Origin of the sequence: Nocardia sp. NPDC050175 (assembly GCF_044459885.1) — a bacterium.
Lineage (GTDB): Bacteria > Actinomycetota > Actinomycetes > Mycobacteriales > Mycobacteriaceae > Nocardia.
Genome location: NZ_JBITJI010000012.1, coordinates 287,900 through 314,647, shown reverse-complemented (window position 1 = coordinate 314,647; position 26,748 = coordinate 287,900). Strand labels below are relative to the sequence as shown.

General features: G+C 67.3%; 30 protein-coding genes. 14 read left to right on the top strand and 16 right to left on the bottom strand.

From position 1 onward, the window contains the following. Nucleotides 1-178 precede the first annotated feature (178 nt). The gene (locus tag ACIBK2_RS34705) at nt 179-1,687 is read right to left on the bottom strand and encodes an aldehyde dehydrogenase family protein (RefSeq protein ID WP_396973586.1); all 1,509 of its coding nucleotides are present in this window, start codon (nt 1,685-1,687) and stop codon (nt 179-181) included. Between the two features lie 209 nt (nt 1,688-1,896). Here ACIBK2_RS34705 and ACIBK2_RS34700 point away from each other — a divergent pair, with 209 nt between their 5' ends. Next, complete coding sequence (locus tag ACIBK2_RS34700) at nt 1,897-2,676, top strand: SOS response-associated peptidase (protein WP_396973584.1); 780 nt, start codon at nt 1,897-1,899, stop codon at nt 2,674-2,676. A gap of 50 nt (nt 2,677-2,726) precedes the next feature. Here ACIBK2_RS34700 and ACIBK2_RS34695 read toward each other — a convergent pair whose 3' ends face one another. Continuing rightward, entirely contained in the window at nt 2,727-3,032 is a 306-nt protein-coding gene (locus ACIBK2_RS34695) for a hypothetical protein (RefSeq protein ID WP_396973582.1), read from the bottom strand. 72 nt (nt 3,033-3,104) lie between these two features. Continuing rightward, on the bottom strand, nt 3,105-3,599 hold the full coding sequence (gene ybaK / locus ACIBK2_RS34690; RefSeq protein WP_396973580.1) for a Cys-tRNA(Pro) deacylase: 495 nt from the start codon (nt 3,597-3,599) through the stop codon (nt 3,105-3,107). 174 nt (nt 3,600-3,773) lie between these two features. Here ybaK and ACIBK2_RS34685 point away from each other — a divergent pair, with 174 nt between their 5' ends. Further along, nucleotides 3,774-4,607 (top strand): sigma-70 family RNA polymerase sigma factor, encoded by an 834-nt coding sequence (locus ACIBK2_RS34685; protein WP_396973578.1) that lies wholly within the window; start codon nt 3,774-3,776, stop codon nt 4,605-4,607. 20 nt (nt 4,608-4,627) lie between these two features. After that, nucleotides 4,628-4,897 carry a mycothiol system anti-sigma-R factor gene (rsrA, locus tag ACIBK2_RS34680; RefSeq protein WP_379285751.1) on the top strand — a complete coding sequence of 90 codons (270 nt, stop codon included), beginning with the start codon at nt 4,628-4,630 and terminating at the stop codon, nt 4,895-4,897. A 77-nt stretch (nt 4,898-4,974) separates the two neighbouring features. On the opposite strand, the gene ACIBK2_RS34675 is transcribed toward rsrA, so the two are convergent. Continuing rightward, nucleotides 4,975-5,049 carry a 50S ribosomal protein bL37 gene (locus ACIBK2_RS34675; RefSeq protein WP_022597109.1) on the bottom strand — a complete coding sequence of 25 codons (75 nt, stop codon included), beginning with the start codon at nt 5,047-5,049 and terminating at the stop codon, nt 4,975-4,977. Between the two features lie 138 nt (nt 5,050-5,187). Here ACIBK2_RS34675 and ACIBK2_RS34670 point away from each other — a divergent pair, with 138 nt between their 5' ends. Together ACIBK2_RS34670 and ACIBK2_RS34665 are read left to right on the top strand one after the other, a co-directional pair. Beyond that, a complete protein-coding gene (locus ACIBK2_RS34670; RefSeq protein ID WP_357380764.1) occupies nt 5,188-5,403 on the top strand; it encodes a biotin/lipoyl-binding carrier protein in 216 nt (71 codons plus the stop codon). Nucleotides 5,404-5,424: 21 nt separating this feature from the next. Continuing rightward, entirely contained in the window at nt 5,425-6,939 is a 1,515-nt protein-coding gene (locus ACIBK2_RS34665) for a histidine kinase N-terminal domain-containing protein (RefSeq protein WP_357380762.1), read from the top strand. Nucleotides 6,940-7,055: 116 nt separating this feature from the next. Here ACIBK2_RS34665 and ACIBK2_RS34660 read toward each other — a convergent pair whose 3' ends face one another. Together ACIBK2_RS34660 and ACIBK2_RS34655 are read right to left on the bottom strand one after the other, a co-directional pair. Next, a complete protein-coding gene (locus ACIBK2_RS34660; RefSeq protein WP_011211115.1) occupies nt 7,056-7,310 on the bottom strand; it encodes a WhiB family transcriptional regulator in 255 nt (84 codons plus the stop codon). Between the two features lie 252 nt (nt 7,311-7,562). Further along, nucleotides 7,563-8,507 carry a diacylglycerol/lipid kinase family protein gene (locus ACIBK2_RS34655; protein ID WP_396973575.1) on the bottom strand — a complete coding sequence of 315 codons (945 nt, stop codon included), beginning with the start codon at nt 8,505-8,507 and terminating at the stop codon, nt 7,563-7,565. 96 nt (nt 8,508-8,603) lie between these two features. Here ACIBK2_RS34655 and ACIBK2_RS34650 point away from each other — a divergent pair, with 96 nt between their 5' ends. Continuing rightward, nucleotides 8,604-9,032, top strand: coding sequence for a hypothetical protein (locus ACIBK2_RS34650; protein WP_396973573.1), 429 nt, complete (start codon nt 8,604-8,606; stop codon nt 9,030-9,032). A 26-nt stretch (nt 9,033-9,058) separates the two neighbouring features. Here the strand turns inward: ACIBK2_RS34650 and ACIBK2_RS34645 are convergent, their stop codons facing one another. The 6 genes from ACIBK2_RS34645 to ACIBK2_RS34620 are packed head-to-tail and all read right to left on the bottom strand — an operon-like array spanning nt 9,059 to nt 14,499. After that, the gene (locus tag ACIBK2_RS34645; protein WP_396973571.1) at nt 9,059-9,745 is read right to left on the bottom strand and encodes an endonuclease V; all 687 of its coding nucleotides are present in this window, start codon (nt 9,743-9,745) and stop codon (nt 9,059-9,061) included. Between the two features lie 10 nt (nt 9,746-9,755). Then, on the bottom strand, nt 9,756-10,241 hold the full coding sequence (locus tag ACIBK2_RS34640) for a GNAT family N-acetyltransferase (RefSeq protein ID WP_396973569.1): 486 nt from the start codon (nt 10,239-10,241) through the stop codon (nt 9,756-9,758). Continuing rightward, the gene (locus tag ACIBK2_RS34635; protein ID WP_396973567.1) at nt 10,238-10,849 is read right to left on the bottom strand and encodes an acid phosphatase; all 612 of its coding nucleotides are present in this window, start codon (nt 10,847-10,849) and stop codon (nt 10,238-10,240) included. The genes ACIBK2_RS34640 and ACIBK2_RS34635 overlap by 4 nt, the downstream gene beginning before the upstream one ends. Nucleotides 10,850-10,906: 57 nt before the next feature. Then, entirely contained in the window at nt 10,907-11,410 is a 504-nt protein-coding gene (locus ACIBK2_RS34630) for a nitroreductase/quinone reductase family protein (RefSeq protein WP_396973565.1), read from the bottom strand. A 47-nt stretch (nt 11,411-11,457) separates the two neighbouring features. Then, nucleotides 11,458-12,693, bottom strand: a complete 1,236-nt coding sequence (locus tag ACIBK2_RS34625) for a PQQ-binding-like beta-propeller repeat protein (RefSeq protein ID WP_396973563.1) — start codon at nt 12,691-12,693, stop codon at nt 11,458-11,460. Nucleotides 12,694-12,720: 27 nt separating this feature from the next. Continuing rightward, entirely contained in the window at nt 12,721-14,499 is a 1,779-nt protein-coding gene (locus tag ACIBK2_RS34620; protein WP_396973561.1) for a DEAD/DEAH box helicase, read from the bottom strand. A 367-nt stretch (nt 14,500-14,866) separates the two neighbouring features. On the opposite strand from ACIBK2_RS34620, the gene ACIBK2_RS34615 reads away from it, so the two are divergent. From ACIBK2_RS34615 to ACIBK2_RS34605, 3 genes are read left to right on the top strand one after another with little or no spacing between them, the layout of a single operon-like run. After that, nucleotides 14,867-15,724, top strand: a complete 858-nt coding sequence (locus ACIBK2_RS34615; protein WP_396973559.1) for a hypothetical protein — start codon at nt 14,867-14,869, stop codon at nt 15,722-15,724. Nucleotides 15,725-15,779: 55 nt separating this feature from the next. After that, complete coding sequence (locus ACIBK2_RS34610) at nt 15,780-16,847, top strand: alpha/beta fold hydrolase (protein WP_396973557.1); 1,068 nt, start codon at nt 15,780-15,782, stop codon at nt 16,845-16,847. A 58-nt stretch (nt 16,848-16,905) separates the two neighbouring features. After that, nucleotides 16,906-17,595, top strand: a complete 690-nt coding sequence (locus ACIBK2_RS34605; protein ID WP_379285566.1) for a ferritin-like fold-containing protein — start codon at nt 16,906-16,908, stop codon at nt 17,593-17,595. A 16-nt stretch (nt 17,596-17,611) separates the two neighbouring features. On the opposite strand, the gene ACIBK2_RS34600 is transcribed toward ACIBK2_RS34605, so the two are convergent. After that, nucleotides 17,612-18,448 carry a helix-turn-helix transcriptional regulator gene (locus ACIBK2_RS34600; protein ID WP_396973554.1) on the bottom strand — a complete coding sequence of 279 codons (837 nt, stop codon included), beginning with the start codon at nt 18,446-18,448 and terminating at the stop codon, nt 17,612-17,614. Nucleotides 18,449-18,550: 102 nt separating this feature from the next. Here ACIBK2_RS34600 and ACIBK2_RS34595 point away from each other — a divergent pair, with 102 nt between their 5' ends. Further along, nucleotides 18,551-19,102 carry a YceI family protein gene (locus ACIBK2_RS34595; RefSeq protein ID WP_396973552.1) on the top strand — a complete coding sequence of 184 codons (552 nt, stop codon included), beginning with the start codon at nt 18,551-18,553 and terminating at the stop codon, nt 19,100-19,102. Between the two features lie 269 nt (nt 19,103-19,371). Beyond that, nucleotides 19,372-19,599 carry a DUF3107 domain-containing protein gene (locus ACIBK2_RS34590; protein WP_396973621.1) on the top strand — a complete coding sequence of 76 codons (228 nt, stop codon included), beginning with the start codon at nt 19,372-19,374 and terminating at the stop codon, nt 19,597-19,599. 203 nt (nt 19,600-19,802) lie between these two features. On the opposite strand, the gene ACIBK2_RS34585 is transcribed toward ACIBK2_RS34590, so the two are convergent. Then, nucleotides 19,803-20,459: a TetR/AcrR family transcriptional regulator gene (locus ACIBK2_RS34585; RefSeq protein WP_150402487.1), complete on the bottom strand. Its 657-nt coding sequence runs from the start codon at nt 20,457-20,459 to the stop codon at nt 19,803-19,805. A 504-nt stretch (nt 20,460-20,963) separates the two neighbouring features. Here ACIBK2_RS34585 and ACIBK2_RS34580 point away from each other — a divergent pair. From ACIBK2_RS34580 to ACIBK2_RS34570, 3 genes are all read left to right on the top strand, one after another. Beyond that, nucleotides 20,964-21,950, top strand: coding sequence for a DUF3152 domain-containing protein (locus ACIBK2_RS34580; protein WP_396973619.1), 987 nt, complete (start codon nt 20,964-20,966; stop codon nt 21,948-21,950). Nucleotides 21,951-22,046: 96 nt separating this feature from the next. Continuing rightward, a complete protein-coding gene (moeZ, locus tag ACIBK2_RS34575) occupies nt 22,047-23,231 on the top strand; it encodes an adenylyltransferase/sulfurtransferase MoeZ (protein ID WP_396973550.1) in 1,185 nt (394 codons plus the stop codon). Between the two features lie 181 nt (nt 23,232-23,412). Next, on the top strand, nt 23,413-24,267 hold the full coding sequence (locus tag ACIBK2_RS34570; RefSeq protein ID WP_379285562.1) for a TIGR02569 family protein: 855 nt from the start codon (nt 23,413-23,415) through the stop codon (nt 24,265-24,267). A 76-nt stretch (nt 24,268-24,343) separates the two neighbouring features. Here ACIBK2_RS34570 and ACIBK2_RS34565 read toward each other — a convergent pair whose 3' ends face one another. Then, nucleotides 24,344-25,852 carry an MFS transporter gene (locus ACIBK2_RS34565; protein WP_396973547.1) on the bottom strand — a complete coding sequence of 503 codons (1,509 nt, stop codon included), beginning with the start codon at nt 25,850-25,852 and terminating at the stop codon, nt 24,344-24,346. A gap of 214 nt (nt 25,853-26,066) precedes the next feature. After that, a complete protein-coding gene (locus ACIBK2_RS34560) occupies nt 26,067-26,738 on the bottom strand; it encodes a FadR/GntR family transcriptional regulator (protein ID WP_396973617.1) in 672 nt (223 codons plus the stop codon). Between the last annotated feature and the right edge of the window lie 10 nt (nt 26,739-26,748).

The window sequence follows — 26,748 nt, the reverse complement described above, 5'->3', positions numbered from 1 at the left end:
CGAGCTGTCGAGACTCGCGCCTGCGGCGCATGCGCTTCGACAGCTCGGACGCGAGACGGGCCGCGAACGGCGCTCGCAAAACTCGCGCGTGGTGGTCGGGTGAGTGGCGACCACTCACATCTCAGGTTGGCCGCAGCAAGGCTGTGCCGTTTAGATCTTGTCGCGCAACGTAATTCACTTACTTGTGCCGTCCGTGAATGAACGGAACCAGCCTGCGCAGCAGCTTCATGGTGGACTGGGTGCGCGAGTAGCTGAGCAGCGCCATGCCGGGAATCGCGAAGCGCTGCACCGCGATCGAGTGCGGGCGGGCGAATTCACGCAGCCCCGGCTCGCCGTGGATGCGGCCGATGCCGGAGTCGCCGACGCCGCCGAACGGCAGGCCGGGGATGGCGGCGAAGGCCAGCACCGAGTTCACCGAGGTGGCCCCGACGTGCAGCCTGCGCGCGATCTCCAGGCCGTTCTTCTTCGAGTACACCGCCGAGGACAGCCCGTACTTGGAGCTGTTGGCCAGCTCGACCGCCTCGTCGACGCCGTCGACGGTGCGGATGGTGACCGTCGGGCCGAAGGTTTCCTCCTGCACCGCCTCGGACTTCTCGTCCACGTCGACCAGCACCACCGGCTCGATGAACGGCGCCTTCACCGATTCCGGCCCGCCGAGCACCGCGGTGCCGCCGTTCTTCAGCGCGGACTCGATGTGGCGGCGCACGATATCGACCTGGCTCGGCATGGTCATCGGGCCGTACGCTGCGTCGGCGCCCGAGCCGGGCCCGACCTTCTCCAGGATCTTCTTCACCTCGGCGACGAACTCGTCGCGCACCGACCGGTCGACGTACACCCGCTCGACGCCCGCGCAGGTCTGCCCGCTGTTGGCGGTGGCGCCCCAGGCGACCGCGTCGGCGGCGGCCTTCACGTCCGCGTCACCCGCGACGATCACCGCGTCCTTGCCGCCGCATTCGAGCAGCACCGGGGTGAGGTTCTCCGCGGCGGCGGCCATGATCCGCTTGCCGGTCGCGGTGGAGCCGGTGAACGCGAGCTTGTCGACGCCCGCCTTGACCAGCGCCGCGCCGGTCGCGCCGTAACCGTTGATGGTGATGAACACGCCCTCGGGCAGCTCCGGGTTGGCCTTGGCGAACGCGTCGGACAGGAAATTGCCGATGCTGGTGGAGAATTCGCTCGGCTTGAACACCACGGTGTTGCCCGCTGCGAGTGCGTAACCGATGGAGCCGTTGGGGGTGTAGACCGGGTAGTTCCACGGGCCGATCACGCCGACGACGCCGAGCGGGCGCTGCTCGACCCTGGCGGCGAAGTTCGACATGAACGCGCCGGGGGAGACCTTCTTGGGCGAGAGCACCTTCTTGGCGTTCTTGGCCGCCCAGGCGATGTGCTCGAGCGCCAGCATCAATTCGAGGAAGGCGTCGTCGAGCGGCTTGCCGTTCTCCTCGTGGATCAGCGTGCAGAACTCGTCGGAATCCTTGACCAACTGGCTCGACCAGCGCAGCAGGTGCGTTTTGCGTTCGTCGTAGCTCAACGCGCCCCAGGTGGCGGCGGCCGTGCGCGCCTTCGCGACGGCCGCGAGCACCGCGGCCTCGTCCGCGATCGGATGGGTGCCGAGCACCGCGCCCGTCGCGGGATTGACCGACGTGAGCGCCGTGTCGTGGTCGGCCGGTTTGGTGTCGGTGGATGTCACGATGAGTTTCTCCTCTTGCCGGGTGGATGCGCGGGACGACGTCGATCCCGGTTGCTCCTGGCGGTGGCCGGTCGGTGCGCAAGCGTCAGCGGACGGGCACGACAGACTTCCCATCCTCTGAGAGAATGGTAGGTCAAAACTCTCAACTGGTCACCAGCTATGACTCAATTGTCCACGAGATTGTCGGTGGTGGGTGGGAGTATCGGGATATGTGCGGACGATATGCGACCACGACAGACCCCGGCCGGCTCGCGGTCGAGCTGGATGCGATCGATGAAACCGAAAGCACGGCAGGCACTTTCACCAACTACAACGTCGCGCCGACGACGCAGATCCTCACCGTGGTGGAACGGCACGAGCACGGACACAAGGACGACGAGCCCACACTGCGGCTGCGGCGGATGCGCTGGGGCCTGATCCCGCTGTGGACCAAGGCCGCCGAGCCGGGTGTTCCGGTGAAGGGCAAGCCGCTGTTCAACGCCCGTGCGGACAAGGCCGCGACCACCCCCTCGTTCCGTGATGCGGTGAAATACCGGCGCTGCCTGATCCCGATGGACGGCTGGTACGAGTGGGTCGTCGAGCCGGACACCGGAGCCAAGGGCAAGGCGGTCAAGAAGCCTTTCTTCATGGCGCAGGCCGACGGCTCCCGGCTGTACATGGCCGGATTGTGGTCGGTGTGGCGGGACAAGTCCCTGGAGGAGAGCGAACCGCTGCTGTCCTGCACCATCCTGACCACCGACGCGATCGGCGACCTGACCCGCATCCACGACCGGATGCCGCTGCCCATGCCGCAGGAGCACTGGGACGCCTGGCTGGACCCGGACCACCCGGCACCGGCCGAACTGCTGGAGACGCCGACGGAAGCGGCGATCGCGGGGATCGTGGCGCGGCCGGTGCCGTCCCTGGTCAACAGCGTGAAAAACAACGGGCCGGAACTGCTCGAGCGGCTGTCCGCAGACGAAGAAGCCGGGCAGATCAGTTTGCTCTGACCGCCCGGCTCCGCACGCTCGACTACGTCAGAGCGAACACTTCACGTACGTCAGAGCGAACACTTCACGGCCGGGCTCGCGATATTGAGCCCGCACTTGACGATGTCGGTGGCCAGATCGATGACCTGGGTGGTCACCGTGCCGCCGAGCTTCTCGGCCTTCTTGCCCTGCTCGTCCGGCTTGGTCGCGTTCGGTGTGCTCGGGGCGTCGTCGGTGCCCAGGCCGTCGAACGGGAAGTCCACCTGGGTCGGTGCGGCGACGGCGGTCGGGGCCGCTAGCGCGAGCGCGCCGACGGCCAAGGCGAAGGTTCCGAGCAGGGCGACGATCACGGTGCGGACACGCTGGTGCGCGGGCATTTCGCATCACATCCTCGAGTCGGACGAATCTGGCGTGTCCATTGACGCACAGATTGTGTCGAATCAAGTGAATTACCCGGTCCTCACTGTGGCGGTCACCGCCGAGGTCAGCCGGATCAGGTCGGCGGGCGCCACCTCGATCTCCAGCCCGCGTCGACCAGCGCTGCACAGGATGCGATCCCAGGTCAGTGCGGAGTCGTCCACGACGGTCGGCAACAGCTTGCGCTGACCGAGCGGGGAGATGCCGCCGAGCACGTATCCGGTCGTCCGTTCGGCCTTCGCCTTGTCGGCCATGCTCGCCTTCGGCACACCGAGCGCGGCCGCGGCGGCCTTGAGCGACAACGTATTCGGCACCGGCAGCACCGCGACGGCGAGCGAGCCGTTGGCCAATTCGAGCACCAGCGTCTTGAAGACCTGTGCCGCCGTCACGCCCAGCTCCTCGGCGAGCGCGTCGACCGCCTCGGTGCCATAGGAATCGGCGCGCGGATCGTGCTTGTAGGCATGCACCCGATGGGCGACCTTGGCCTGGGTCAGCGTCCGGATCGCCGGTGTCGAGGCTCCTGCCATGGCGGAAACCTTAACGACGAAACCCGCCCGGACCGCAACGGGTTTTCGGGTGCTGGTGTGTCGCTGCGGGAACAGAGGACGTGTCCCGCATGTTGGAAGCGAGTACAGAGCGCTCGGACGGGACGAAAACCCCGGCCGTCGCCACTGATCAGCCCCGTAAATGACGTGAAGGAGATGTCGGTGCCTGTGCTGCTCGACGAGCGTCCGATCGCGACGATGGCGTCACCGACGGAAGCCGGATTCCCTTACGAATTGCCAGTGCCGGTAGATTTGGCAGGTACGGCGATCGAAGGGACAGGTGTGACGAGCGACCATGCGGCGCGAGCGACGGGCCCGGAGGCGGCAGCGGAGCGTGACCACGCAGCGACCAGTGAGGGCCGCGAAGCAAGCACTGACGTGGTGACCGACGGTGTCGCGGTGGACGAAACCGAGCTGGCCCAGCGCTTCGAGCGGGACGCGCTCCCGCTGCTCGACCAGCTCTACGGTGCCGCGCTGCGGATGACCAGGAACCCGGCCGACGCCGAGGATCTGGTGCAGGAGACCTACGTCAAGGCGTTTCAGGGGTTCAAGTCCTTCAAAGAGGGCACCAACCTGCGCGCCTGGCTGTACCGGATCCTGACCAACACCTACATCAACTCCTACCGCAAGAAGCAGCGCCAGCCCGCGCAGTACCCGACCGACGAGATCACCGACTGGCAGCTCGCCGCTACCGCCGAGCACACCTCGCAGGGTCTGCGTTCGGCCGAGGTCGAGGCGCTGGACGCCCTCCCCGATGACGACATCAAGGCCGCGCTGCAGGAGCTGCCGGAGGAATTCCGGATGGCCGTGTACTACGCGGATGTCGAAGGCTTCCCATATAAGGAAATCGCCGACATCATGGGCACCCCCATCGGTACCGTGATGTCCCGGCTGCACCGTGGTCGCAAGCAGCTCAAGGGTTTGCTCGCCGATGTGGCGCGCGAACGTGGATTCAACCGTTCGGGGGAACGCCAGGAGGTCAAGCAGTGAACACCGAGCGGGACCCGGATATGGACCTCGACTGCACCGCGGTACTCACCGATATCTGGCTGATGCTCGATGGTGAGTGCAATGACGAGACCCGTGCTCGGTTGCAGCACCACATCGATCATTGCTCGCCCTGCATCGAGGCTTACGGCGTCGAGGAGAAGATCAAGGGTCTGCTGAGCCGCAAGTGCGGTGGCGATCGCGCGCCGGACGCGCTGCGCGAGCGACTGACCTTCGAGATTCGCCGGACGGTGACCGTGGTGGAGACCAAGATCGACTCCGCCGACTCCTAGGTCACCTCGCAAACACCAGCGGCACGCCTTCCTTACGGAAGTGCGTGCCGCTCTGCGTTTTTCGGCCGAGCTCTCACTCAGGCGTTTGGCCGCTTGCCGTGGTTGGCTGCGTTGCCCTTGCGACTACGCTTCTTACGTCCGCGCTTACCCATGAGTAGTCTCCCTTCTGATTGAAGGCCATTCTTTCACGTGTGGTTGGCTATACCTTCAGCGGATGCAGGCCGTGCGGCTCGGCCGCTCGGACTCGCCGAGTGACCTGCGGCGAACCAACCGAACGAATGAGGTGTCAGATGGCTGAGGAAGTGCTCGCCGAGCTGGTGTCGGTCGTCTACCAGGTCGTGGCCAAAGAGGGCGATACGGTCAAAGAAGGCGACACCCTGGTGATCCTCGAGTCGATGAAGATGGAGATCCCGGTGCTCGCCGAGGTCGGCGGCACCGTGACCTCGATCGGCGTCAAAGAGGGCGATGCCATCAAAGCCGGTCACCTAATCGCAGTCATCTCCTAGAAGCGATAGCGGTAGATCTTCATGGCCACGCTGAGTGAACTATTAGCCGAACACACCGACCTGCCCGGCGTCGCCGTGGACCATCTGCAGCGCGTGGTGGGTGATTGGCAGCTGCTTGCCGATCTGTCCTTCGCCGATCTGCAGTTGTGGGTCGGTGCGGGACCGATCGCGGCGGGCGCGGACATCGTGTGCGTCGCGCAATGCCGTCCGACCACGGCGTCCACCGTGCATCACGAGGACCTGGTCGGCACCCTGGCCCTGCAGGCCGATCATCCGCAGGTGTTCGAGGCGTTGATGTCCGGCAAGATCGTCCGCGCCGATCGTGATGTGGAAACCGCGGGCGTCTATCACCCGACACCGGTGCACGCGATCCGTGAGGCCATCCCGGTGCGCTGCGGTGACGATGTCATCGCGGTGCTCAGCCGCGACACCGACGTGCAGCGCTCCCGCGTGCGCAGCACCCTCGAAATCGCCTATGTCGCTTGCGCCGACGACCTGTGCCAGATGATCGCCGACGGCACCTTCCCGACCACCGAGGATCGCGCGGCCACCCATTCCAGCCCGCGCGCCGGTGACGGTTTCATCCGCCTCGACACCGAGGGCATCGTCGTCTACGCCAGCCCGAATGCCTTGTCCGCCTATCACCGGATGGGTCTGCAGGCCGATCTCGCGGGCCAGGATCTCGCGGTGCTCACCCGCTCGCTGATCACCGATCCGTTCGACGCCCAAGAGGTAGTCGGCGACATCCAGGCCGCGTTGGCCGGGCGCACCGGCCGCCGGATGGAGGTGGAGGCGCGCGGTGCGACCGTGCTGCTGCGCACCCTGGTGCTGCGACCGCACGGCGAATTGGCCGGTGCCGCAGTACTTGTGCGCGATGTCACAGAGGTCAAACGGCGAGATCGGGCGTTGCTCAGCAAGGACGCGACCATCCGGGAGATCCATCACCGGGTGAAGAACAACCTGCAGACCGTCGCCGCGCTGCTGCGGCTGCAGGCGCGGCGCACCGAGAACGAGGAGGCGCAGGTCGCGCTCACCGAGTCGGTGCGCAGGGTCACCTCGATCGCGTCGGTGCACGAGATGCTGTCGATGTCGGTGGACGAAGAGGTCGATCTCGATGAGGTCGTGGACCGGCTGCTGCCGATCATGGCCGACGTGGCCACCGTGCACACCGCGCGGATCAAGGTGCGGCGCGCGGGTTCGCTCGGCGTCTTCTCCGCCGAACGCGCGACGCCGCTGGTGATGGTGCTCACCGAACTGGTGCAGAACGCGATCGAGCACGCCTTCGATTCCGGCGAGAACGGCACGGTGACAATCCGTTCCGAGCGTTCGGCGCGCTGGCTCGACGTGATCATCAGCGACGACGGCCGCGGCCTGCCCGCCGGTTTCAGCCTGGAATCCTCCGACCGCCTCGGCCTGCAAATCGTGCGCACGCTGGTGACGGCGGAACTCGGTGGTTCGATCGGCCTGCATCCCGGTGCGGACATCGGAACCGATGCGGTACTGCGGGTTCCGTTGGGTCGACGCTCCGGTCGTTAGTAAGTCGTTTCGTTATATGCGTTGCGACACAAGAGAGCCCGGCACCTGTGAGGTGCCGGGCTTAAATGCGTTTACCGGACCGGGGGGCTGAATGGTCCGGTAAATCCGATCGTCTGCTAGACGACGGTGCGGGTGCGCGTGCGTGCGTTGCGACGCTTGAGCGCCCGGCGCTCGTCTTCACTCATACCGCCCCACACGCCGGCATCCTGTCCGGACTTCAGGGCCCAGGACAGGCAGTCAGCGGTAACGGGGCAGCGAGCGCAGACCAGCTTGGCATCGGCAATCTGCGCGAGCGCAGGACCACTGTTACCCACCGGGAAAAACAGTTCGGGGTCCTCGTCGCGACAGATGGCCTTGTGGCGCCAGTCCATTCCTCTGCTCCTTTGCTGGGCGCCGCAAATGGCGCCGACGGTTTGTGGATCGTTCACTTGTGCGACTCGAATGTTTCCGCACGGTTGCTTGTGAATGCTTTCACGAACACCGTAGATGTCAATAGGTATCTGGTGCACCGTGGGGAAGCTCACGCTCTATCGGCCCCCGTTAGGGGAACCTGCCCGGTCCTTTGTACTCGCTCTACCCAGTTTTCGCAGCACTACCACGATGTTTTTCGTGCGTTTCCTGCATCACTCTGGTCGCGGCGCCACGACATCCAAGACGGCGGGCACGGCCGTGAAATCCACCACGTTGCGCTTCCCGATAAAGTCGCCATCGATTTGCAGACCGATGGGTTCCTTCGTCTCGATGCGCACGGACGGAACGTTGTCTTCGCGAAACAAATTGCGAGACTTGGGGTTTCCGTCGACTGCCAAGAGCTGTCTGGCAAGCAGCAGTGTAGGCAGTACCGCCATGGAACGCACGGCAAACACGCCGAGACCATCTTCGAACCTTGTGCCGGGGTTGGTGTGCACCGGCGTGGTGTTGAGGTAGGTCCAGGGTGTCGTGTTCGTTACGAAGGCGTAATGCACGTCGGTGATCGGATCGTGCCCCGGGACCTCGATCCGGACACTCGGCTCGTTGCGCTTGGCCCGGAAGAACTGTCGTACGGTTGTTCGAAGGTAGCGGGCGGGCGTGGCGGTCTTCCCGTCGGCGCGGCTTTCGTCGATCGCCTCGCACACGTCGGCGTCCAGGCCGACGCCCGCGCTGAAGCAGAACCAGCGGTCATCGGCCAGGCCGAGCCCGATCCGGCGGTCCCGGTCCAGCGTCAGCAGATCGATGAGCTGGTTGGTAGCGGTCACCGGGTCCGGTGAGATGCCGAGCGCCCGCGCGAACACGTTCGCCGAGCCGCCGGGGATCACGCCGAGCCGGGGCAGCCAGGCCTGCCCGTCGTTGAGCTCGGGCAGTGGCAGGAAGCCGTTGATGGTCTCGTTGACCGTCCCGTCGCCGCCGTGCACGACGATCAGATCCATCTCGTTGGTTGCGGCCCACTGCGCCAATTCGGCCGCGTGGCCGCGATGCTGGGTGTGCGCGACGGTCAGCTGGGTGCGGCTCTCCAGGGCGTGCGCGAGCAGGTCCCGAGTCGCCGGAGTGGTCGAGGTGGCATTCGGATTCACGATCAGCAGCGTCCGCACGTTCCGCAGCCTAATCGCCGCCGCATCCGGTCCGAAAAGCCGCTGAACCGCAACGGTCGCGGCGACGACGACTACGGCGGGTCGTAGGCTTGCCGGGTGGCTGAACGTAAGGGTGACGTTTCCGGTGGCGCGCCGAGGACGGTGCGTGGTGCGGGTGGGCTGGTGACGCTCGAGGGTGCCGTCGCGGTGATCGTCGCGCTGGTGTTGATCGTGCGCGGATTGCTCGGCCACGATCAGTCCAAGGCCAGCGGATACGGCACGGCGGCCTGGTTCGGCATCCTGGGTGGTGCGGTGCTCGCCGCGGGGATCGGGCTGCTGTTCGGAAAGCGTTGGGGGCGCGCGATCGCCGTGATCGCCCAGTTGCTGCTGCTGCCGGTGACCTGGTCGTTGCTCACCGACTCGCATCAGCCGGTCTATGGCAGCCTGCTCGGTGTCGTCGTGGTCGCCACCTTGGTGCTGCTGTTCGCGCCGGCGTCCACCCGGTGGATGGCCGACGACTACGCCATCGAGCCGGAGAAATCCTGAGCAACGGGGCTTGACCGCAGCGGGGCTTATTCGGCGACGGCGGTGCGTAGCGCGGTGCGGCAGAGGGAGTCGGCGCGGCGGGTGGTTTCCGGGAGTCGGTAGCGCGGCGTGAGGGCGAGCACCTGGGCGCACGCGGTGTCGAGGTCGATGCGGTGGCCGACCGAGACGAAGACGGGTTTCACGCCGGTGCTGGTGCGCAGGGCGCGGCCGACCACGTCGCCGTCGATGGTGAGGTCGGTGTGGGCGCCGCGCTCGGGGCCGGGTTCGCGGTAGTCGCCCCAGACGGATTTGGCGACGCCGATCGTCGGCACGCCGGTGAGCACGCCGATGTGGCAGGCGAAGCCGAAGCGCCGCGGATGCGCCAAACCCTGTGCGTCACAGACCAGCAGGTCGGGCGCGGTAGCGAGTTGCGCCAATACCCGCATGGTCGTGGGTAATTCGCGGAACGCGAGCAGGCCGGGGTGATACGGGAATTCCGTAGTGCCATGTGCGACAGCCGAATCGACGGTTTCCAGGGTGGTCGCGTCGAGCACCACGACGGCCGCGGCGACCGCGCCGGTGTCGGCGTAGGCGCAGTCGAGTCCGGCGATGGTGCGGAATTCCCGTGTCGGCCCGGTTGTTTCGACCTTCGGTCGAAGTTCGTCCTGGACCGCCATGGCTTGCTCCGGGGTGGTCGGCCAGGCGTCTTCGTCGATCGGTGCGAGCCAAGTCATCGTCAGTGCGCTACTGCGCTTCCTTCGCCAGCTTGCCGAGCGGCTCGCCGGTGAGGCGGTAACCGACCCACTCGTCTTGCGCTGCGGCGCCGAGGGATTCGTAGAAATCGATCGAAGGCTTGTTCCAAGTCAGCACGGCCCAGTCGAGCCTGCCGTAGCCGTTGTCGACGGCCTCCTTGGCCAGCGTGGCGAGCAGCGCCTTGCCGTAGCCCTTGCCGCGCGTTTCCGGCTTGACGTAGAGGTCCTCCAGGTAGATGCCGTGCACGCCGTTCCAGGTGGAGAAGTTCAGGAACCAGATCGCGCAGCCGACCAGCTCGCCGTCCTCCTCGACCACGTGCGCGAAGACCTTCGGCTCCGGGCCGAACAGCGCGGTGTCCAGCTGGGCCGTGGTGACCGTGCACTGGTCGCTGGCCTTCTCGTATTCGGCGAGGTCGTGGACGAGGCCGACCAGGCCGGGCACGTCGGCGGGGACGGCGCGACGTAGTTCTGCAGTCACAGTGTTACTCCATCAGCGGTGGGAACCAGGTTGTGCGCCAGGATGGTTCGCACATCGTGTTCATAGCTGAGCACGGTCAGCGCGCCGGTCGACATGGCGAACCGGCGGCCCTCCCGCACGTCGAATTCCGCCCAGCGGGCGATCAACGCCCGGGAGAAGTGTCCGTGCCCGACGAGCACGATATCCCGTTCGGGTAGTCGCGGTTCGACCGCGGCGAGCACGCGATCGGCTCTGGCCTGTACCGCGTCGGCGGACTCGCCGCCCGGCACGTCACCGGTCCAGATGGTCCAGTCCGGTGCCGTCTCGCGGATCTCGGCGGTGGTCAGGCCCTCGTAGTCGCCGTAGTCCCATTCGGCCAGGTCGTCGTCGACGATGGTGACGGTGAGACCGGCCAGCTCCGCGGTGTGCACCGCGCGGCGGCGTGGGCTGGTCAGCACCAGCGGATCCCGCAGCTTCAGCGCGCTCAGCAGCGGGCCTGCGGCCCTGGCCTGGTCCTCGCCGTGCTCGGTGAGCGGCAGGTCCGTGCGGCCGGTGTGCTTGCGCTGGGTGGACCAGCTGGTCTCGCCGTGTCGCAGCAGCACTAGTCGGGCATCGTCGAGTACGGACATGGATCCATCATTGTGCACGCGCGGCGAGCCGTACCGTCCGGCCGGTGTTGCCGCCGGTCAGCTCGGCTGTTCCAGGGTGAGCACGACCAGTGGCAGCGGCCGCTCGACCTTGGACTGATAGTCCGCGAGCAGCGGGTTGTGCGCCAGCGCCCAACCGGCGAACTCGTCGTACTCCGCGCCTTCCAGGACACGCGCGGTGCCCTGGTGAACGGTGTTCCCGAACTCCAGCGTGACCCGTGGATCGGCCTTCACGTTGTGATACCAGGCCGGGTACTTGCCCTCGATGAACGAACTCACGAAGAGGGTCTCGCCGCGGCGCAGCAGACCGAGCGGGACCACATGCTTCTTACCGCTCTTGGCGCCGGTGCTGGTGAGCAGCAGGAGTTCCGCGCCCGCGTAGGCCCCGCCGACCTTGCCGTCGTTCGCCCGGAATTCGTCGATGACGCCGTCGTTCCAGTGCGTGATGTCACTCTCGGAGACCTGGTTCCATGGCGCGTCGGGATCGTCGAAGGAGGTGATCTTGCGATCCGAATCCGTTGCGGGCGTCTGCGGTTCAGTCATATCGGCAGTCTGCCGGAACCCACCGACAAGTTCGGCGAAGGTGGTGGTCAGCCGAGGGCGTAGAGCTCGGTACCGCGCTGTTCGAGGATGGTGGTGCCGAGTACCGCGAGCGAGAGGGGCGCGCCGGTGTAGCCGGGGCGGTCCACCGGGATGCGGCCGACCTCGGCGCCGGAGGCGGGATCGAGGGCGGCGATCGCGCCCTGGGTCGGCATGAGCAGCCTGCCCGCCATCATGCTCGGCGAGCCGAGCGCGTTGGCCGCGGTCCAGATCGGGTCGAAGGTGCTGCCGTTCAACGCGATAACGCTGTTGCCAGTGAAAACCAGGTAGGCCGAACCGATTCGGGTGGTCGCTGTCTTGTCGCTGAGCGGTGCCGAAAGCTGGTGCACCACAATCGGATTACCGGTCGCGTCGTAGACGGCCAGGCGCGGTGCCGTCGCTTCCACGCCCGCGGCGGCCGGGCCGCCGGGCAGGTAGAGCACGATCCTGCTGTCCGACACCGCGAGTACCCGTGCGTCGGGGGAATCCGCGCCTGCGCCGGTCAAGATATGCGAGCCGAATTCCTCGGGCACCGTGTTGTCCTTCGGCGCGGGATTCAGCATGGTCAGCCGGTCGGCCGGGTCGTCGGGGCAGCGCTCGACCACGCCGAGCCGGGACGGGCTCGATCCCGACGACAGCAGCGTGCAGCCTTTGCGCGGTTGGGTTTTCACGTTCACCGGTGCGTCGACGAACCCGTATTCGATGGTGCGCACCAGGTCCGAACGCCACATCTCCAGTCGCTTCGGCCCCTGCGCGAGTACGTAGGTGCCGTCGACCGACAGCTTGACGGACTCGTCCATGTAGCTGCTGCGCGCGGTGCGCCTGGCACCGCTGTCGCCGGCCAGCAGGGTGGCCTGGCTGCAGCCGCGCTCGTCCCGGTACACCGCGACCACAGTGCTGAACTGGCCCTCCACCCCGCAGAGCGGCATGTCGCGCCGGTAGTGCCACAGGTCCTGGCCGGTGCGCGGATCGTGGCCGGTGACCGTGCCGTCGTCCGCGGTGACCGCGACGCCTGCCGAGGTCAACGCCCGGCTGCTGGCGGAATCGGGCGCATGCCACAGCTCACGCAGCGAGGTCGGGAGTTGGTCCGCGGCAACCGGAGTCGGTACCGGCGAGCTCGCGGTCACCGACTCGGTGCCGTTCGCATCGCCGCGCACCCACACGACCACCGCCGCGACCACCACTAGTACGGCGATCGCGGCAGCGGAGATGACGTCGGCGCGCGTTCGCCGCTCGGGTGCGAGCACGGTTGCGAGAGTAGCGGATCCGGCCGGTCAGACCGAAGCCGTGGCGGGCTCTACCGCGCTACCACTGTCTTCGGACACACCTTCACCGGCGGGCTTACGGCGACGGCGCCTGCGACGCGCGGGCTGGTCACCCGACTCCGCGTCACCGATTCCGTTGTCGTTCGAGGCCTCCGCGGCAGCGGTTTCGCCGCCGTTGTCGCCCTCGCTCGCGGGCTTGCGCCGACGGCGCCGACGACGGGCAGGCTGGTCGCCGTCCTCGTCGGCAGGTGCGTCATCGGCCGGGTGCGTGCCGTTGCTGTGCGTCGAGTCCGCGTCGCCGTTGGCTGCGGAGCCGTTGGCCACGGCACCGTTCCCGTTGGTCTCGTTCTCGTCGATCGGCTGGCCGCGCACGGTGCGCTTGCGGTTGCGCTTGCGCGGGGCCCGCGCGGGGCGCTCCACCACGACCGCGTCCTCGTCGCGCTCCGCCGGCTTGGCTTTGCGGACCGTGCCGGTCACGCCCTCGGGGATGCCGAGTTCGGCGAACAGGTGCGGCGAGCGCGAGTAGGTCTCCACCGGCTCGGCCATGCCGAGGCCGAGCGCCTTGTCGATACCGGCCCAGCGGCCCAGCTCGTCCCAGTCGATCAGCGTCACCGCGATACCGGTGCGCCCGGCCCGGCCGGTGCGACCGATCCGGTGCACGTAGGTCTTCTCGTCCTCGGGGCACTGGTAGTTGATGACGTGCGTGATGTCGTCGATGTCGATGCCACGCGCCGCGACGTCGGTCGCGACCAGCACGTCGATGCCGCCCTTGCGGAACTTGTTGAGCGCCTTCTCGCGGGCGATCTGACCGAGGTCACCGTGCACGGCACCGACCGAGAAACCACGCTCGGCCAGATCGTCGGCGACCTTCTGCGCGGTGCGCTTGGTCCTGGTGAAGATCATGGTCGCGCCGCGGCCCTCGGCCTGCAGGATCTTGGCGACCAGCTCGCTCTTGTCCAGCGCGTGCGCCCGGTAGACGAACTGCGCGGTGCGCTCGTGGATGGCCGTCTCGTGCGCTTCCTCGGCCCGGATGTGCGTCGGGCGGCTCAGGAACGTGCGGGCCAGGGTGATGATCGGGCCCGGCATGGTCGCCGAGAACAGCATGGTCTGGCGCTTGTCCGGGACCATGGTCAGGATGCGCTCGATATCGGGCAGGAAGCCGAGGTCGAGCATCTCGTCGGCCTCGTCCAGCACCAGCACGCCGACCTTGCCGAGGATCAGATGGTTCTGGTTCGCCAGATCCAGCAGGCGGCCCGGGGTGCCGACCACGACGTCGACGCCGGTGCGCAGCGCCGCGATCTGCGACTCGTAGGGACGGCCACCGTAGATCGAGGCCACCTTCAGCGGGCCCTGGTGGTTGGTCAGGTACTTGCTCGCGTTCTCCAGGTCGGAGGTGACCTGGATGCACAGCTCACGGGTCGGCACGATGACCAGTGCTCGCGGCGTGCCGTCCAGCGGCGTGGTGCCGGTGTCGGCGGTGGCGATGCGATGCAGCAGCGGCACGCCGAAACCGAAGGTCTTACCCATGCCGGTGCGGGCCTGACCGATGAGATCTTCGCCGGCGAGCGCCAACGGAAGGGTGAGTTCCTGAATAGCGAAAGTACGTTCGATGCCGATCTCGTCGAGCGCGCGCACGATTTCGTCGCGAACGCCCAATTCGGCAAATGTGGGTGCGGTATGTGTTGCGTCCAGTTCGGCGGTCAACAGCGTCTCCGCGACCCCGGGTTCCTGTTCGACAGTGATCTTGCTCAGGTTCGTGCCTTCCTCGTAATCGCGTCCCGCGCGCACGAGGTGGGGCGGACCGGTCGGCCCGCGACGACCACGTCTCCGCCTGTGATACTCACCCGGCCACGCTCCGGATGTCTTCGGGTGCTGCGGCTAGGCGGCTACCTCGGGAGACATCGGCGCGGCGCACTGGTGATGCGGAGCTGGTGCGCGCACATTTTCCTGAACGACGAAAGCTCGGCTCGTAATGCCGATCGGTCGGTACCGCGGGGCGGCACGCGCACAGAGCTGGCAACTCCATCGAGCGAAACTTTTCGTTGTCCGGTGCGATTGTAGCGTGATATTGTGCGCGGCTCGAATTGCCGCCGTCGGATATTCGGAAACCGAACTCCGGTTTCGCCGGGCTGTTCATCGACGTACGCTGCGCGACATGGCAATTCATCCCGCGCGGCAAATCTGGAAGACTCTCGAGCCACTACATGACGTGGTCTATTTCGGGGCCGGTGTCAAGGAGGCAGGAGTCGCGATCGGACTGCGCGGTTACTGGCAAACTTACTTCGCATTTCGGGCGGCGCCGCTCGGCGCGGTGACCCCCGCCACAGTGCAGGCGATCTTCGCCGGTTTCCATCCGGAAATGGTGCGCAAAGCGCTGCCCGGGGCCTGGTCGCGGGCCACACCCGAGCAGTGCCTCGAGGTCAGGCTCGACCTTTCCACCACGTTGCTGCGTGGTCTCGGCGCGGGTACGGCGGAGTGTGCCCGCGCGGTCTCCCTGCTCGCGCCGGTACTGGAGCACGCCGACCCGACCGGCAGGCCGCTCTACGCGGCGAACGCGGCGCTGCCGCTGGCCGCGGATCCGGTGGGCGCGCTATGGCAAGTGACCACCGCGTTGCGTGAGCATCGCGGCGACGGGCATGTGGCCGCGCTGGTCTCGCACGGCCTGACCGGGCGTCAGGCGATGGTCATGCAGGCCGCGGCGGGCAAGGCGGCGGAATCGGTGCTGCGCACGGCGCGCGGGGTGTCGGAAAAGGAGTGGGCGGACGCGTTCGACGAATTGCGGGCCAGGGGAGTGGTCGAGGGGGAGCCGGTCTGCCCGGCATTGACCGGCAGCGGTGCCGACCTGCTCGGGCGGGTCGAGGCGAGCACGGACGACGCCGCCTGGAACGGCGCGCTCGCGGTGCTGTCCGCCGACTCCCTGACCGAGTTGACGAACTCGCTCGCGCCGCTGGCCGACCGGGTGCACGCCGCCATCGTGCCCGCGGCGAATCCGCTCGCGATGGGCAAGCGGTAGCCGCAAAGCCGACTTGCCTGTTACCGCCGGTACCGAGATGTGAGACATTTTCGGGGTGAATATCGCGGACACCGTCACGACCGCCGCCCGCAACGCGTGGGCCCTGACCTTCGGTTCGGGCGTCGAGGCGCCCGATCCCACCCCGTCCACGGTGCTGTGGGACGAACCGCATCGCCAGCTGCGCCGCTTCGAGCATCGCCCTGGCGACGCCGAAACCGTCGCGGCCACAACGGATTCCGCAGTGCTGCTAGTGCCGCCGCTGGCCGCACCCGCCAGCTGCTTCGACCTGCGCCCGGACCAGAGCCTGGCCGGGTTCCTGCTGGAGACCGGCCGTTCGCCGTACGTGATCGACTACGGCGACATCACCTTCGGCGATCGGCGGATGGGCTTCGAGGACTGGATCGACGAGATCCTGCCCGAGGCGGTGCTGCGCACCTCCGCCGATCGCGACGGCAGGCCGGTCGATCTGGTCGGCTGGTCGCTCGGCGGCACGCTGGCGTTGCTCACCGCCGCCGCGCATCCCGAGCTGCCGATCCGCTCCGTCACCGCCGTCGGCGCACCGCTGGACTACGACAAGATGACCGGCATCCCGCAGTTGCGCGCGGTGGCCAAGTTCACCGGCGGGGTCGGCACCTCGACCCTTATTCGCGCCGCCGGCGGCGTGCCCGCGCCCTTGACCAGGATCGCCTACAAGGTCACCTCCTGGGACCGCGAGCTCACCCGCCCGTGGTTCGTCGCGAGCAATATCACGCGCACCGAGACGCTGGCCCGGATGGAAACCATCGACCGTTTCATGGCCGAGATGCCCGGCTATCCCGGCCGTTTCTACAACCAGCTGTGGGGCAGGCTGATCCTGAACAACGACATCGGCCGCGGCGTCGTGCAGCTCGGCAAGCGGCGTATCGAGCTGGCTCAGGTCAGCGCTCCCGTGCTGCTGGTCGGCGGTCCCACCGACGTGATCACCGCGGCCGCCGCCGTCGAGGCGGGCACCCGGACACTCACCGGTGCCGCCTCGGTCCGCTACGAAACCGCCCCCGGCAGCCACCTCGGCATCCTTACCGGGCCTGAGGCCCGCGACACGACATGGGCCTATCTGGACAAGTTCCTCGGGGAGACCGCCTGAATTCGGACAACTTTCGCTCCCCGGCGGCATGCGAGTTTTCGCGTACTAGGCTGGGGCTATGGGAGCACAGTCACCTGCCGCGCTGGGTGTTACGTCGACCGATTCCGACCTCGCCGACCATCCCGGCGTCATAGATCTGTTCGCGGTGCTCGCCTACGGTGAGATCTCCGCGTTCTACCGGCTGGCCGAGGAGGCCAAGCTGTCGCCGACGCTGCGCGGCAAGGTAGCGGTGGCCAAGATGGCCTCCGCCGAGATGGGCCACTTCAACGCGCTGGAGTCGGCGCTGGCCGAGCGCGGCGTCGACATCTTCGACGCGATGGCGCCGTTCGTGCGCGCGCTGGACGCCTATCACGCGTCCACCGACCCCTCGACCTGGCTCGAGTCGATGGTGAAGTTCTACGTGGGCGACGGCATCGCCGCCGACTTCTACAACGAGATCGCCGGCGCGCTGCCGCCCGAGGTCGCCGAGGTGGTCCGCGACGTGCTCGCCGAGACCAGCCACTCCGAATTCGTCGTCGAGGAGGTGCGGCGCGCGGTCGCGACCAGCCGCTCCGAACGCGACCGGCTCACCCTCTGGGGCAGGCGCCTGCTCGGCGAGGCGATCACCCAGGCGCAGTACGTGATGGCGCAGCGCGACGAGCTGACCGAACTGGTGCTCGGCGCCGCGGGCGATCTCAACGGCATTGCCGCACTGTTCGAGCGCATGCAGGCCAGCCATGCCGAGCGCATGGTGAAGCTCGGCATCTGAGCTCAGCGCTTGCGTTTTATTCGTTGACGGCAGCCGGTCGGACCAGTCGCAGCCCGTGCGTCTGGGCCTGGGCCTGATCGGTGAGCCACACGATGACGCTCTGATCCCGGTCGGCCTCGAGCGTCTCGAACGGGACCTGCACCAGGCCGTGCACCGGATGATCGATGTGCAGCAGGCCGGAGATGCTCGCGCTGACGTGATGCGGCTTCCAACGGGCCGCGAAATCCGGATTGCGGCGCAGCGCGTCGATCGTTTCCAGCAGCGAATCGTCGCCCGGCCAGCGCAGTTTGGCGCGCGAGAGCGCGGCGGCGAACATGTCCGCCGCCTCGGACCAGTTCCGCAGCACCTGCCGCGCGTTCGGATCCTGGAACGTGAACCAGGCCAGGTTCGGCTGCCCCTCGGTGTCGAGCAGGCCGAGCGGTGCGACGAAGTCGGCCCAGGCCGCGTTCCAGCCGAGCACATTGAGCCGGCGGCCGACCACGAACGCGGGGGTCGGCTGCAGCGCGCGCAGGATCGACTGGATCGTGTCGGCGATCTTCTCCTCGGCGGATTCGCTACCGGGGCAGCGTGATTCGTTGCCGGAGGCGAGCGCGAGCATGCTGAAGTGGTGGCGCTCGTTGCCGCGCAGCAACAGCGCGTCGGCGAGGGCGTCGACCACCGCCACCGAGGGGTTGTTGTCGCGGCCCTGTTCGAGCCTGGCCAGATAATCCGCGCTCACTCCCGCGCGGACGGCGACCTCCTCGCGGCGTAACCCCGGCGTCCTGCGGCGCCTGCCCTCCGGCATGCCGACGTCGCCGGGCCGCAGTTCAGCGCGCCGAGCGATGAGGAATTCCGCGAATCCGTTGCGTGCCATGGGTCCCATCGTGCCGTTTCCTAGGAGGCTTAGCCTCGCCCTGTCAGGTCCAGGATAACGGCGGTCTGGTTAACGGACCGTGGTCCGGCAAAGGTGGTTGGTATGACAACTTCTTCCGAATCCACCACGGCCACCCAGGCGCTCAAGCCCGGCGCCTGGACCCTGGACACCGCGCACTCGTCGGTGGCCTTCACCGTTCGCCACCTCGGCATCTCCAAGGTGCGCGGCGGATTCACCCGGTTCGAGACCGAATTCGTGGTCGACGAGTCGGGCGCCGCCACCATCGGCGCGACCATCCACCTCGAGTCGTTCGACACCGGCAACGCCGACCGTGACGCGCACATCCGCACCGCGGACTTCCTCGACGCCGAGAACCGCCCGACGCTCACCTTCCGCGCCAACGGGCCGGTGCAGATCGCGGAGAGCTTCGAGGTCGAGGGTGAGGCCACGCTCGGCGGCATCACCAAGCCGGTCACCCTGGACGTCGAGTGGGGTGGCGTGCAGGAGTTCGGCGCCACCGGCGACAACCACGCGGGATTCTCCGCCACCGGCACCATCAAGCGCACCGACTTCGGCGTCGGCGGCCTGCTGCCCGGCATGCTGAGCGACAAGGTCAACATCGAGCTCGAGATCCAGCTCGTCGAGCCCAAGTAACGCTTGCCCGCCTCTCCGCGTATTCAGGCCAGACTCGAGTGCCGCTGAAGTTGCGTTGGCGACCGGCGGGATAGCAATGGGAGAGTTAGCCGGTACCCGGCGAGTTACCCATGTGCGCTCGAGATCAGTTGTCTTGAATGCACCTTAATGTGACCAGCTCGAGCCGGTTCCTTGTTCGCTGAGGGCGCAGGTAGCCGTCTGTCAACTTTGTGGCTCCCTGCACTAGCCTTGGATCGACAGCACAGGACTCTTACGTTCGGAGGTTGGCCGTGGAGGTCAAGATCGGTATTTCGGATAGCCCGCGCGAGCTCTTGATCAACAGCTCGCAGACCCCGGAAGAGGTCGAGACGCTGGTGTCCGGTGCGCTGAACGGCAGCGGCGGCGTCGTGTCCCTGACCGACGACAAGGGTCGCAAGTTCCTGATCCAGGCCTCGAAGGTCGCCTACGTCGAGATCGGCACTGTCACGAGCGGCCGAGTCGGCTTCGCGACTGTCTGACCCGCCTCTCCGCGTATTTAGGCCAGATCTAGGTGCGGGGGCATCGACGTTGGCGGCCGGCGGTAACGCGGTGGGCGAGCCAGCCCGTGCCCGATGAGTTACCCATGTGCTCCTGAAATCAGTTGTCATGGTGGGCCTTGAATCTAAAAAGCCTCCGGCACCCGACCGCTTGGTCGAGTGCCGGAGGCTTTTTTAGATTGGTCCTAGTCGATCGGGTGCAGTGGAACCCGCGACAGGCCACCCCAGGCGAGGGAGACGGTCGTATCGATGGCCTCCTCCTTCGGGATGGGCCGGTCGGCTTCCAGCCAGTAGCGCGCGGTGAACTGGCTCGCGCCGACCAGGCCGACCGCGAGGATCCGCGCCCGGTACGGGTCCAAGCCGGAATCGTGCGCGACCACATCGAACACCGCGTCGACACAGGCCTCGGTGGCCTGCTCGACCCGGCGCTGCACCTGCGGCTCGCTGGTCAGGTCGGACTCGAAGACCAGTCGGAAACCCTGCATCTCGTTGTCGACGAAATCGAAGTAGGCCTGCACGGCGGCGCGCACGCGCTGCCGGTTGTCGGTGGTCGACCGCAGCGCCTGCCGGACGCTGGACACCAGCATGTCCACGTAGTTCTGCAGCACCGCCAAATACAGCTCCAGCTTGCTGGTGAAGTGCTGATACAGCACCGGCTTGCTCACTCCGGCGCACTGCGAGATCTCGTCCATGCCCGCGGCGTGGTAGCCGCGCTGCACGAAGACTTCGCTTGCCGCCGCGAGTAGCTGCAGACGTCGCTCGTCACGCGGAAGCCGGGTGCCGCGTTTGGCGGGCTCGGACGACGATCTACGGGACGCCATCCGGTCCACGAGGTCAGTCATTTCGGCTCTCCCAGTTGATTCCCCGGCAAGGGGTAAGCACCGGGTATCCCAAGAACGATACTCGGTTGTTGCCCGGCCGCCGACCGGCCCCGGAGATCTGGTGGAACGCGGTGAGAAATGTCGCACCCGTCGGCCGATGTGGCGTGCCCGACGGCGGCGCTTGCGTCCTGTGAGAACCTGGTGTTCGTGACTTTCCGCGCCGACCGACCCGGGGAGCGGCACGCCGATCCGCCGGTCACGTCCGGCGGCGGGCGCGACTCGCGCCGCCGTGCTGGCCCCGGCGCGCCCGGTTCCGTAGGGTCGGAACCCGTGGCAAGGTCAAGGCCGGACGCACAACCTGGCGCAGCAGCCCGCCCCGGCGCTGCGCCACCGCTCGATGCCGACGACGGCTCCAGCCGTCGATCCGACCGTGCCGCCCGCCCCGACGGCGCCGCACGGTCAGCGGATCCCCTTGCCGCTCAGCCTGATTCACCCGCACCGCGCCGTGACCGCAACGGCGTCGAGATCTACGATCCGCTCGGCCTCTACGGTCAGCAGGATCGTTCGCACCAACCACTGCGTGCCAGTTGGGATCCCACCGCCGCCACCGAGGGCCGAACCAGGGATCGCCCCGACCGCAGCGTCAAAAAGCAAAGCGCCCTGGGACGATTCGTCTCCACCTATGGTTGGCGGGCGTATGCGCTGCCGGTGCTGTTCGCGGTCACGGTCTTGGTGGTCGTCGACGCGGTACGCGGTTCCGACCCGGCGACCACGGTCAGCGGCATGCCCGGCCTCGGGCACCTGAGCCCACGTGCCGCGAGCAACGGCATCATCGGCGGGCCGACCGGCGACGGCCACTTTCCCGCCGACCTGCCGACCGGTGCGCTGCCCGACGGCGGCAGCTTCGCCGAAACCGGCACGGGCACTTGGCATGTGGTGCCGGGGTCGACCGCCCAGATCGGCACCGGCACCGACTCGGTATTCCGCTACACCGTCGAGATCGAGGACGGCGTCGACACGTCGGGCTTCGGCGGCGACCAGTCCGTGGCGAAGCTGATCGAGTCCACCCTCGCCAACCCGAAAAGCTGGACGCACGACCAAAAGTTCGGCTTCCGCCGGGTCGACCAGGGCGACACCGACTTCCGCGTCTCGCTCACCTCCCGCGAATCCAGCCGCAAGGCGTGCGGTTTCGAGATTCCGATCGACTCGTCCTGCTACAACGCCGATCTCGGCCGGGTGGTGCTCTCCGAGGTCCGCTGGGTGCGCGGCGCGCTCGCGTTCGAGGGCGATATCGGCTCCTACCGGCAGTACCAGATCAACCACGAGGTCGGCCACGCCATCGGCTACCACCAGCACCAGCCGTGCGAGACCGACGGCGGCCTCGCCCCGGTGATGATGCAGCAGACCTTCGGCACCAAGAACAACGACATCGCCGCCCTCGAGCCGGACGGTGTGGTCCCGATGGACGGCAAGCGCTGCCGCTTCAACCCCTGGCCGTACCCCCGAGGTTGACCCGATACCCGGTGCGCGACGATAGGTCGGGAAGAACGGTCTGGTCGCGGGTGTTGTATACCGAGATCGACCCATTCGATTCGAGGAGTCCTGGACGTGTCATCACCTAAGTCCCTGCCGCCGTTGGTCGAGCCGGCCGCGGAGCTGACCAAGGATGAGGTCGCCCGCTACAGCCGCCACCTGATCATTCCCGACCTGGGCGTGGACGGGCAGAAGCGACTGAAAAACGCCAAGGTGCTGGTGATCGGCGCGGGTGGGCTCGGCTCCCCGGCGCTGCTGTACCTGGCCGCCGCCGGCGTCGGCACCCTCGGTATCGTCGAGTTCGACGAGGTGGACGCCTCGAACCTGCAGCGCCAGATCATCCACGGCGAGTCCGACATCGGCCGTCCGAAGGCCGACAGCGCGCGCGACTCGATCCTCGAGATCAACTCCGGCATCGAGGTGCGGCTGCACAAGATTCGGCTGGAGCCGGAGAACGCCGTCGAGCTGTTCGTCGACTACGACCTGATCGTGGACGGCACCGACAACTTCGCCACCCGCTACCTCGTCAACGACGCGGCGGTGCTGGCGGGCAAGCCCTACGTGTGGGGTTCCATCTACCGCTTCGAGGGCCAGGTCTCGGTCTTCTGGGAGGACGCGCCGGACGGGCGCGGCATCAACTACCGCGACCTCTACCCGGAGGCCCCGCCGCCGGGCATGGTGCCGTCCTGCGCAGAGGGTGGCGTGCTCGGCGTGCTGTGCGCGTCCATCGGCTCGGTGATGGTGACCGAGGCGATCAAGCTGATCACCGGCATCGGTGAGCCGCTGCTCGGACGTCTCATGGTGTACGACGCACTGGACATGAACTACCGGACCATCAAGCTGCGCCGCGACCCGGAGCGTCAGCCGATCACCGAGCTCATCGACTACGAGGCGTTCTGCGGGGTGGTGTCCGAGGAGGGCCAGGCCGCCGCGGCCGACTCGACGGTCACCGCGCGCGAGCTGAAGGATCTGCTCGACGCGGGCAAGGACATCGAGCTGATCGACGTGCGCGAGCCGGTGGAGTGGGACATCGTGCACATCGAGGGCGCGAAACTCATTCCGAAGGACCGCATCCTGTCCGGCGAGGCGCTGTCCGAGCTGCCGCAGAATCGCCCGATCGTGTTGCACTGCAAGACCGGTGTGCGTTCCGCCGAGGCGCTGGCCGCCCTCAAGCGCGCCGGCTTCTCCGACGCCACCCACCTCCAGGGCGGAGTCATCGCCTGGGCCCGCCAGATCGACCCCACTCTCCCCGTCTACTAACCGACCGAAGGCGCCCTTCACCCCGTCAGACCAACCGAAGGCCACCTTCGGTCGATTGGTCCGCACCGACTGAAGGTGGCCTGCGGCCTGCTGGGGCGGGTGAAGGGCGCCTTCGGTCGGCGAGGGTTGCGGTTCGGCGCGGCGTGCTGTACGGCGTCCGCGGCGGCGGTACGGTACGGCCGTGACTTCTGTGGAACCCCCGGAGCACGTGCGCTCCACGTTCGGTCTACGCGAGGTTTCCCCCGTCACCTTGGGCGACTGGGAAGGTGGCTGGCGGTTCGGGGACGTGGTGCTCAGCCCGGTCGCCGATCACGCGCGTGCGGCGTGGTCGGCCAAGGTGCGCGAGACGTTGAAGGTGGACGGGTTGCGCCTGGCCCGCCCGGTGCGCGCGACCGACGGCCGCTATGTGGTCTCCGGCTGGCGGGCCGACACGTATCTGGAAGGCATCCCGGAACCCAGGCACGACGAGGTGGTTTCGGTGTCGCTGCGCCTGCACCAGGCCACGACGCACCTCGAGCGGCCCCGCTTCCTGGTGCAGCCGCCGGTCGCCCCGTGGGTCGATGTGGACGTGTTCGTCGCCGCCGACCGGGCCGCCTGGGAGGCGGTGCCGCTGCGCAGCCTGCGCGCGGGCGGCACACTGCCGTCGGCGGATTCGCCCGACGGGCAGCGCAGCATGGAACTCATCGGCCAGCTGGCCACCCTGCGCAAGCCGGTGCAGACGCCCGCCCAACTGGTGCACGGCGATCTGTTCGGGACGGTGCTGTTCGCCGGGACATTCACCCCCGGCCTCACCGATATCACGCCGTACTGGCGGCCCGCGCCGTGGGCGGCCGGGGTGATCGTGGTGGACGCGCTGGCCTGGGGCGGTGCCGACGACGGACTGCTGGAGCGTTGGCGGGATCTGCCGGAGTGGCCGCAGATGTTGTTGCGCGCGGTCATGTTTCGGCTCGCCGTGCACGCGCTGCATCCGCGTTCGACGCCGGAGGCGTTCCCCGGTTTGGCACGCACCGCGGACATGGTCCGCCTCATGCTCTAGTACGCGAAAGTCGGCCGCCGAAAGTCTTGTGAATCACTGACTTTCGACGGCCGACGTGCGTTAGATGTTGTGCCGGTTAAACCTTGGCGTAAGCCAGCGACGGTACCCGGTCCACGGCGAACGAGGACCGCAGGTAGAACCACCAGGTGACGGCGCCCATCAGCAGGAACGCCACGGCGTAGCCCCAAAACGCTGGAGCCATCGTGTGATAGTGCGTGTTGGACAACCGCAACGCCTGCTGCAGCACCCAGCCGCCCGAGGCGCCGACCGCGCCGATCACGCCGATCGCCGCACCGGCCTGCCGCCGCGCGGAGGCGGTCGACTCGGTGATGTCGAGGCCGTGCTCGGCGGCGTACTTCTTGGAGATCGCGCTGAAGATGGTCGGGATCATCCGGTAGGTCGAGCCGTTGCCGATGCCGGTCATCACGAACAGCACCAGGAACGAGATCAGGTACAGCGGAAAGCTTTTCAGCTCCAGCGAGGCCATGATCAGTGCCACCGCGACCGCCATGCCGACGAACACCGACAGGGTGATCTTGGCGCCGCCGATCTTGTCGGAGACCCAGCCGCCGAACGGACGGCTGAACGAGCCGACGAACGCGCCGAGGAAGGCGAGATTGCCGATGGTGCTGATCCAGCCGATATTGGCCAGGCTGGGGAAGTTGGCCTTGATCAAGGTCGGGAAGGCGAAGGAGAACCCGATGAACGAGCCGAAGGTGCCGACGTAGAGCACCGCCATCACCCAGGTGTGCTGGTTGGTCAGCGCCAGTTTGTAGGACTTACCGTCGGACTTGGCCGTCGCGATGCTGTCCATGTAGCGCAGCGCGCCGAACAGCGCCAGCAGAATGAACGGCACCCACACCAGGATGGACAGTGTGATGCCGAACCGGTAGCCGCCCGGGTCCTTGGCCATGATGTGCGTGCCGAGCGTGATCAGCAGCGGCAGCACCAATTGCGTTTGTGCCACACCGAGATTGCCGCCCGCGGCGTTGATGCCGAGCGCCGCGCCCTTCTTGCCCTCGGGGAAGAAGAAGTTGATGTTGGACATCGACGAGGAGAAGTTGCCGCCGCCGACACCGGCGAGCGCGGCCAGGATCATGAAGACCCACATCGGCGTGCTCGGCTGGTTGATGAAGTACACGAGGCCGAGCGTGGGAATGAGCAGCATCGCCGCGCTGAACGCGGTGAAGGCCCGCCCACCGAATTTCGGGATGGCGAAGGTGTATGGAATGCGCAGTGCCGCACCGACCAGGGTCGGGGTCGACGACAGCAGCAGCGCGTTGCTCACCGCGGTCGGATCGCCCTTGCCGAGCCCGGCCAGGAAGCCGAAGCCCGCGGCACCCATGCTGGTGACCACGGTGCCCCAGATGACCCAGATGCTGAAGCCGAGGTTCTCGGCGAACACCGAGAAGATCAGGTTCTTGCGCGCGGTCTGCGCGCCGCCGGACTCCCAGAATTTCAGGTTGTCCGGTTCCCACTGCTCCAGCCAGCGGCCGCGGGTCTGGTGCCGGAAGGTCGGTGGGTCCGATGGAGCGTCAGTCGCGGTATCCGACTCGGTGCCGGATGCGGCTGCGATGGCAGTCATCGGCGTCCTCTCGTTCGCACTCGACCGGCCCTCATCGCGGCACTGGCGCCGCCGGCGGAGTCGAGTTGCCTAGCTACGGTCGTTTCACAACGTAGGGCGCGGTTGTTGCGGCACCGTGGCTTCGCGTGACGTTCGAGGCAATTCCGACTCACACTCGGAGCAGACGGCAAGTGAGAGTTGCCCACTCGGCGTCTGCTCCGACGCGGTAGCGCTCTTATCCTACTTCTGGATACTCGGCGATAAGCGTGTTGAGGAAGCAGCGGGCCGCCTCGGCCGCGCGCTGGGGGTCGCCGTCGATCACGGCGTGTACCAGTTCGGCGTGCGCCTCGGGGAAGGAGTCGTCGGATTTCAACGTCCTGGCCCGGATCACCTGTTCGATGATCGGCAGCAGCGAGTCGTAGAACTCGAGGTAGACGGCGTTGTGACTGGCCACCACGATGGCGCGGTGCAGCTCGACGTCGGACTCGATCGCGGTCGGGTTGTCGTCGTTGTAGGCCTTGTCGCGTTCACTGAGCAGCTGCAGTAGGTTCGCGATATCGCCGTCGTCGCGGCGGCGCGCGGCCAGCGCGGCGGCCGTGGTGTCGAGCGCGAGGCGTAGTTCGAGGACGTCACGTTCTTCGGCGTCGGCGAAGTACTTACCGAGCGTGCCGCCGAGGTCGGAGGAGGCGATCACATAGGTTCCCGAACCTTGGCGTCGCTCCAACATCCCCGCGTGCACGAGCGCCTGGACGGCCTCACGCACGGTGTTTCGACCCGTTCCGGTGAGCTCGGTCAGCTCCGGTTCGGTAGGGATACGGGAGCCGATGGGCCAACGGCTGGAACGGATTTCGGCACGCAGCTGCTCGGTGACCTGGGCGATGAGGCTGGTGCGCCGGACTGGTTGCACCTGCATAGAG

Excerpts from the sequence above, each read along its gene's own strand:
- ACIBK2_RS34700 (WP_396973584.1), top strand. The coding sequence starts at position 1,897 with ATGTGCGGACGATATGCGACCACGACAGACCCCGGCCGGCTCGCGGTC.
- ACIBK2_RS34695 (WP_396973582.1), bottom strand. The coding sequence starts at position 3,032 with ATGCCCGCGCACCAGCGTGTCCGCACCGTGATCGTCGCCCTGCTCGGA.
- ybaK (WP_396973580.1), bottom strand. The coding sequence starts at position 3,599 with ATGGCAGGAGCCTCGACACCGGCGATCCGGACGCTGACCCAGGCCAAG.
- ACIBK2_RS34685 (WP_396973578.1), top strand. The coding sequence starts at position 3,774 with ATGTCGGTGCCTGTGCTGCTCGACGAGCGTCCGATCGCGACGATGGCG.
- rsrA (WP_379285751.1), top strand. The coding sequence starts at position 4,628 with ATGGACCTCGACTGCACCGCGGTACTCACCGATATCTGGCTGATGCTC.
- ACIBK2_RS34670 (WP_357380764.1), top strand. The coding sequence starts at position 5,188 with ATGGCTGAGGAAGTGCTCGCCGAGCTGGTGTCGGTCGTCTACCAGGTC.
- ACIBK2_RS34665 (WP_357380762.1), top strand. The coding sequence starts at position 5,425 with ATGGCCACGCTGAGTGAACTATTAGCCGAACACACCGACCTGCCCGGC.
- ACIBK2_RS34660 (WP_011211115.1), bottom strand. The coding sequence starts at position 7,310 with ATGGACTGGCGCCACAAGGCCATCTGTCGCGACGAGGACCCCGAACTG.
- ACIBK2_RS34645 (WP_396973571.1), bottom strand. The coding sequence starts at position 9,745 with ATGACTTGGCTCGCACCGATCGACGAAGACGCCTGGCCGACCACCCCG.
- ACIBK2_RS34635 (WP_396973567.1), bottom strand. The coding sequence starts at position 10,849 with ATGTCCGTACTCGACGATGCCCGACTAGTGCTGCTGCGACACGGCGAG.
- ACIBK2_RS34630 (WP_396973565.1), bottom strand. The coding sequence starts at position 11,410 with ATGACTGAACCGCAGACGCCCGCAACGGATTCGGATCGCAAGATCACC.
- ACIBK2_RS34615 (WP_396973559.1), top strand. The coding sequence starts at position 14,867 with ATGGCAATTCATCCCGCGCGGCAAATCTGGAAGACTCTCGAGCCACTA.
- ACIBK2_RS34605 (WP_379285566.1), top strand. The coding sequence starts at position 16,906 with ATGGGAGCACAGTCACCTGCCGCGCTGGGTGTTACGTCGACCGATTCC.
- ACIBK2_RS34600 (WP_396973554.1), bottom strand. The coding sequence starts at position 18,448 with ATGGCACGCAACGGATTCGCGGAATTCCTCATCGCTCGGCGCGCTGAA.
- ACIBK2_RS34595 (WP_396973552.1), top strand. The coding sequence starts at position 18,551 with ATGACAACTTCTTCCGAATCCACCACGGCCACCCAGGCGCTCAAGCCC.
- ACIBK2_RS34585 (WP_150402487.1), bottom strand. The coding sequence starts at position 20,459 with ATGACTGACCTCGTGGACCGGATGGCGTCCCGTAGATCGTCGTCCGAG.
- ACIBK2_RS34565 (WP_396973547.1), bottom strand. The coding sequence starts at position 25,852 with ATGACTGCCATCGCAGCCGCATCCGGCACCGAGTCGGATACCGCGACT.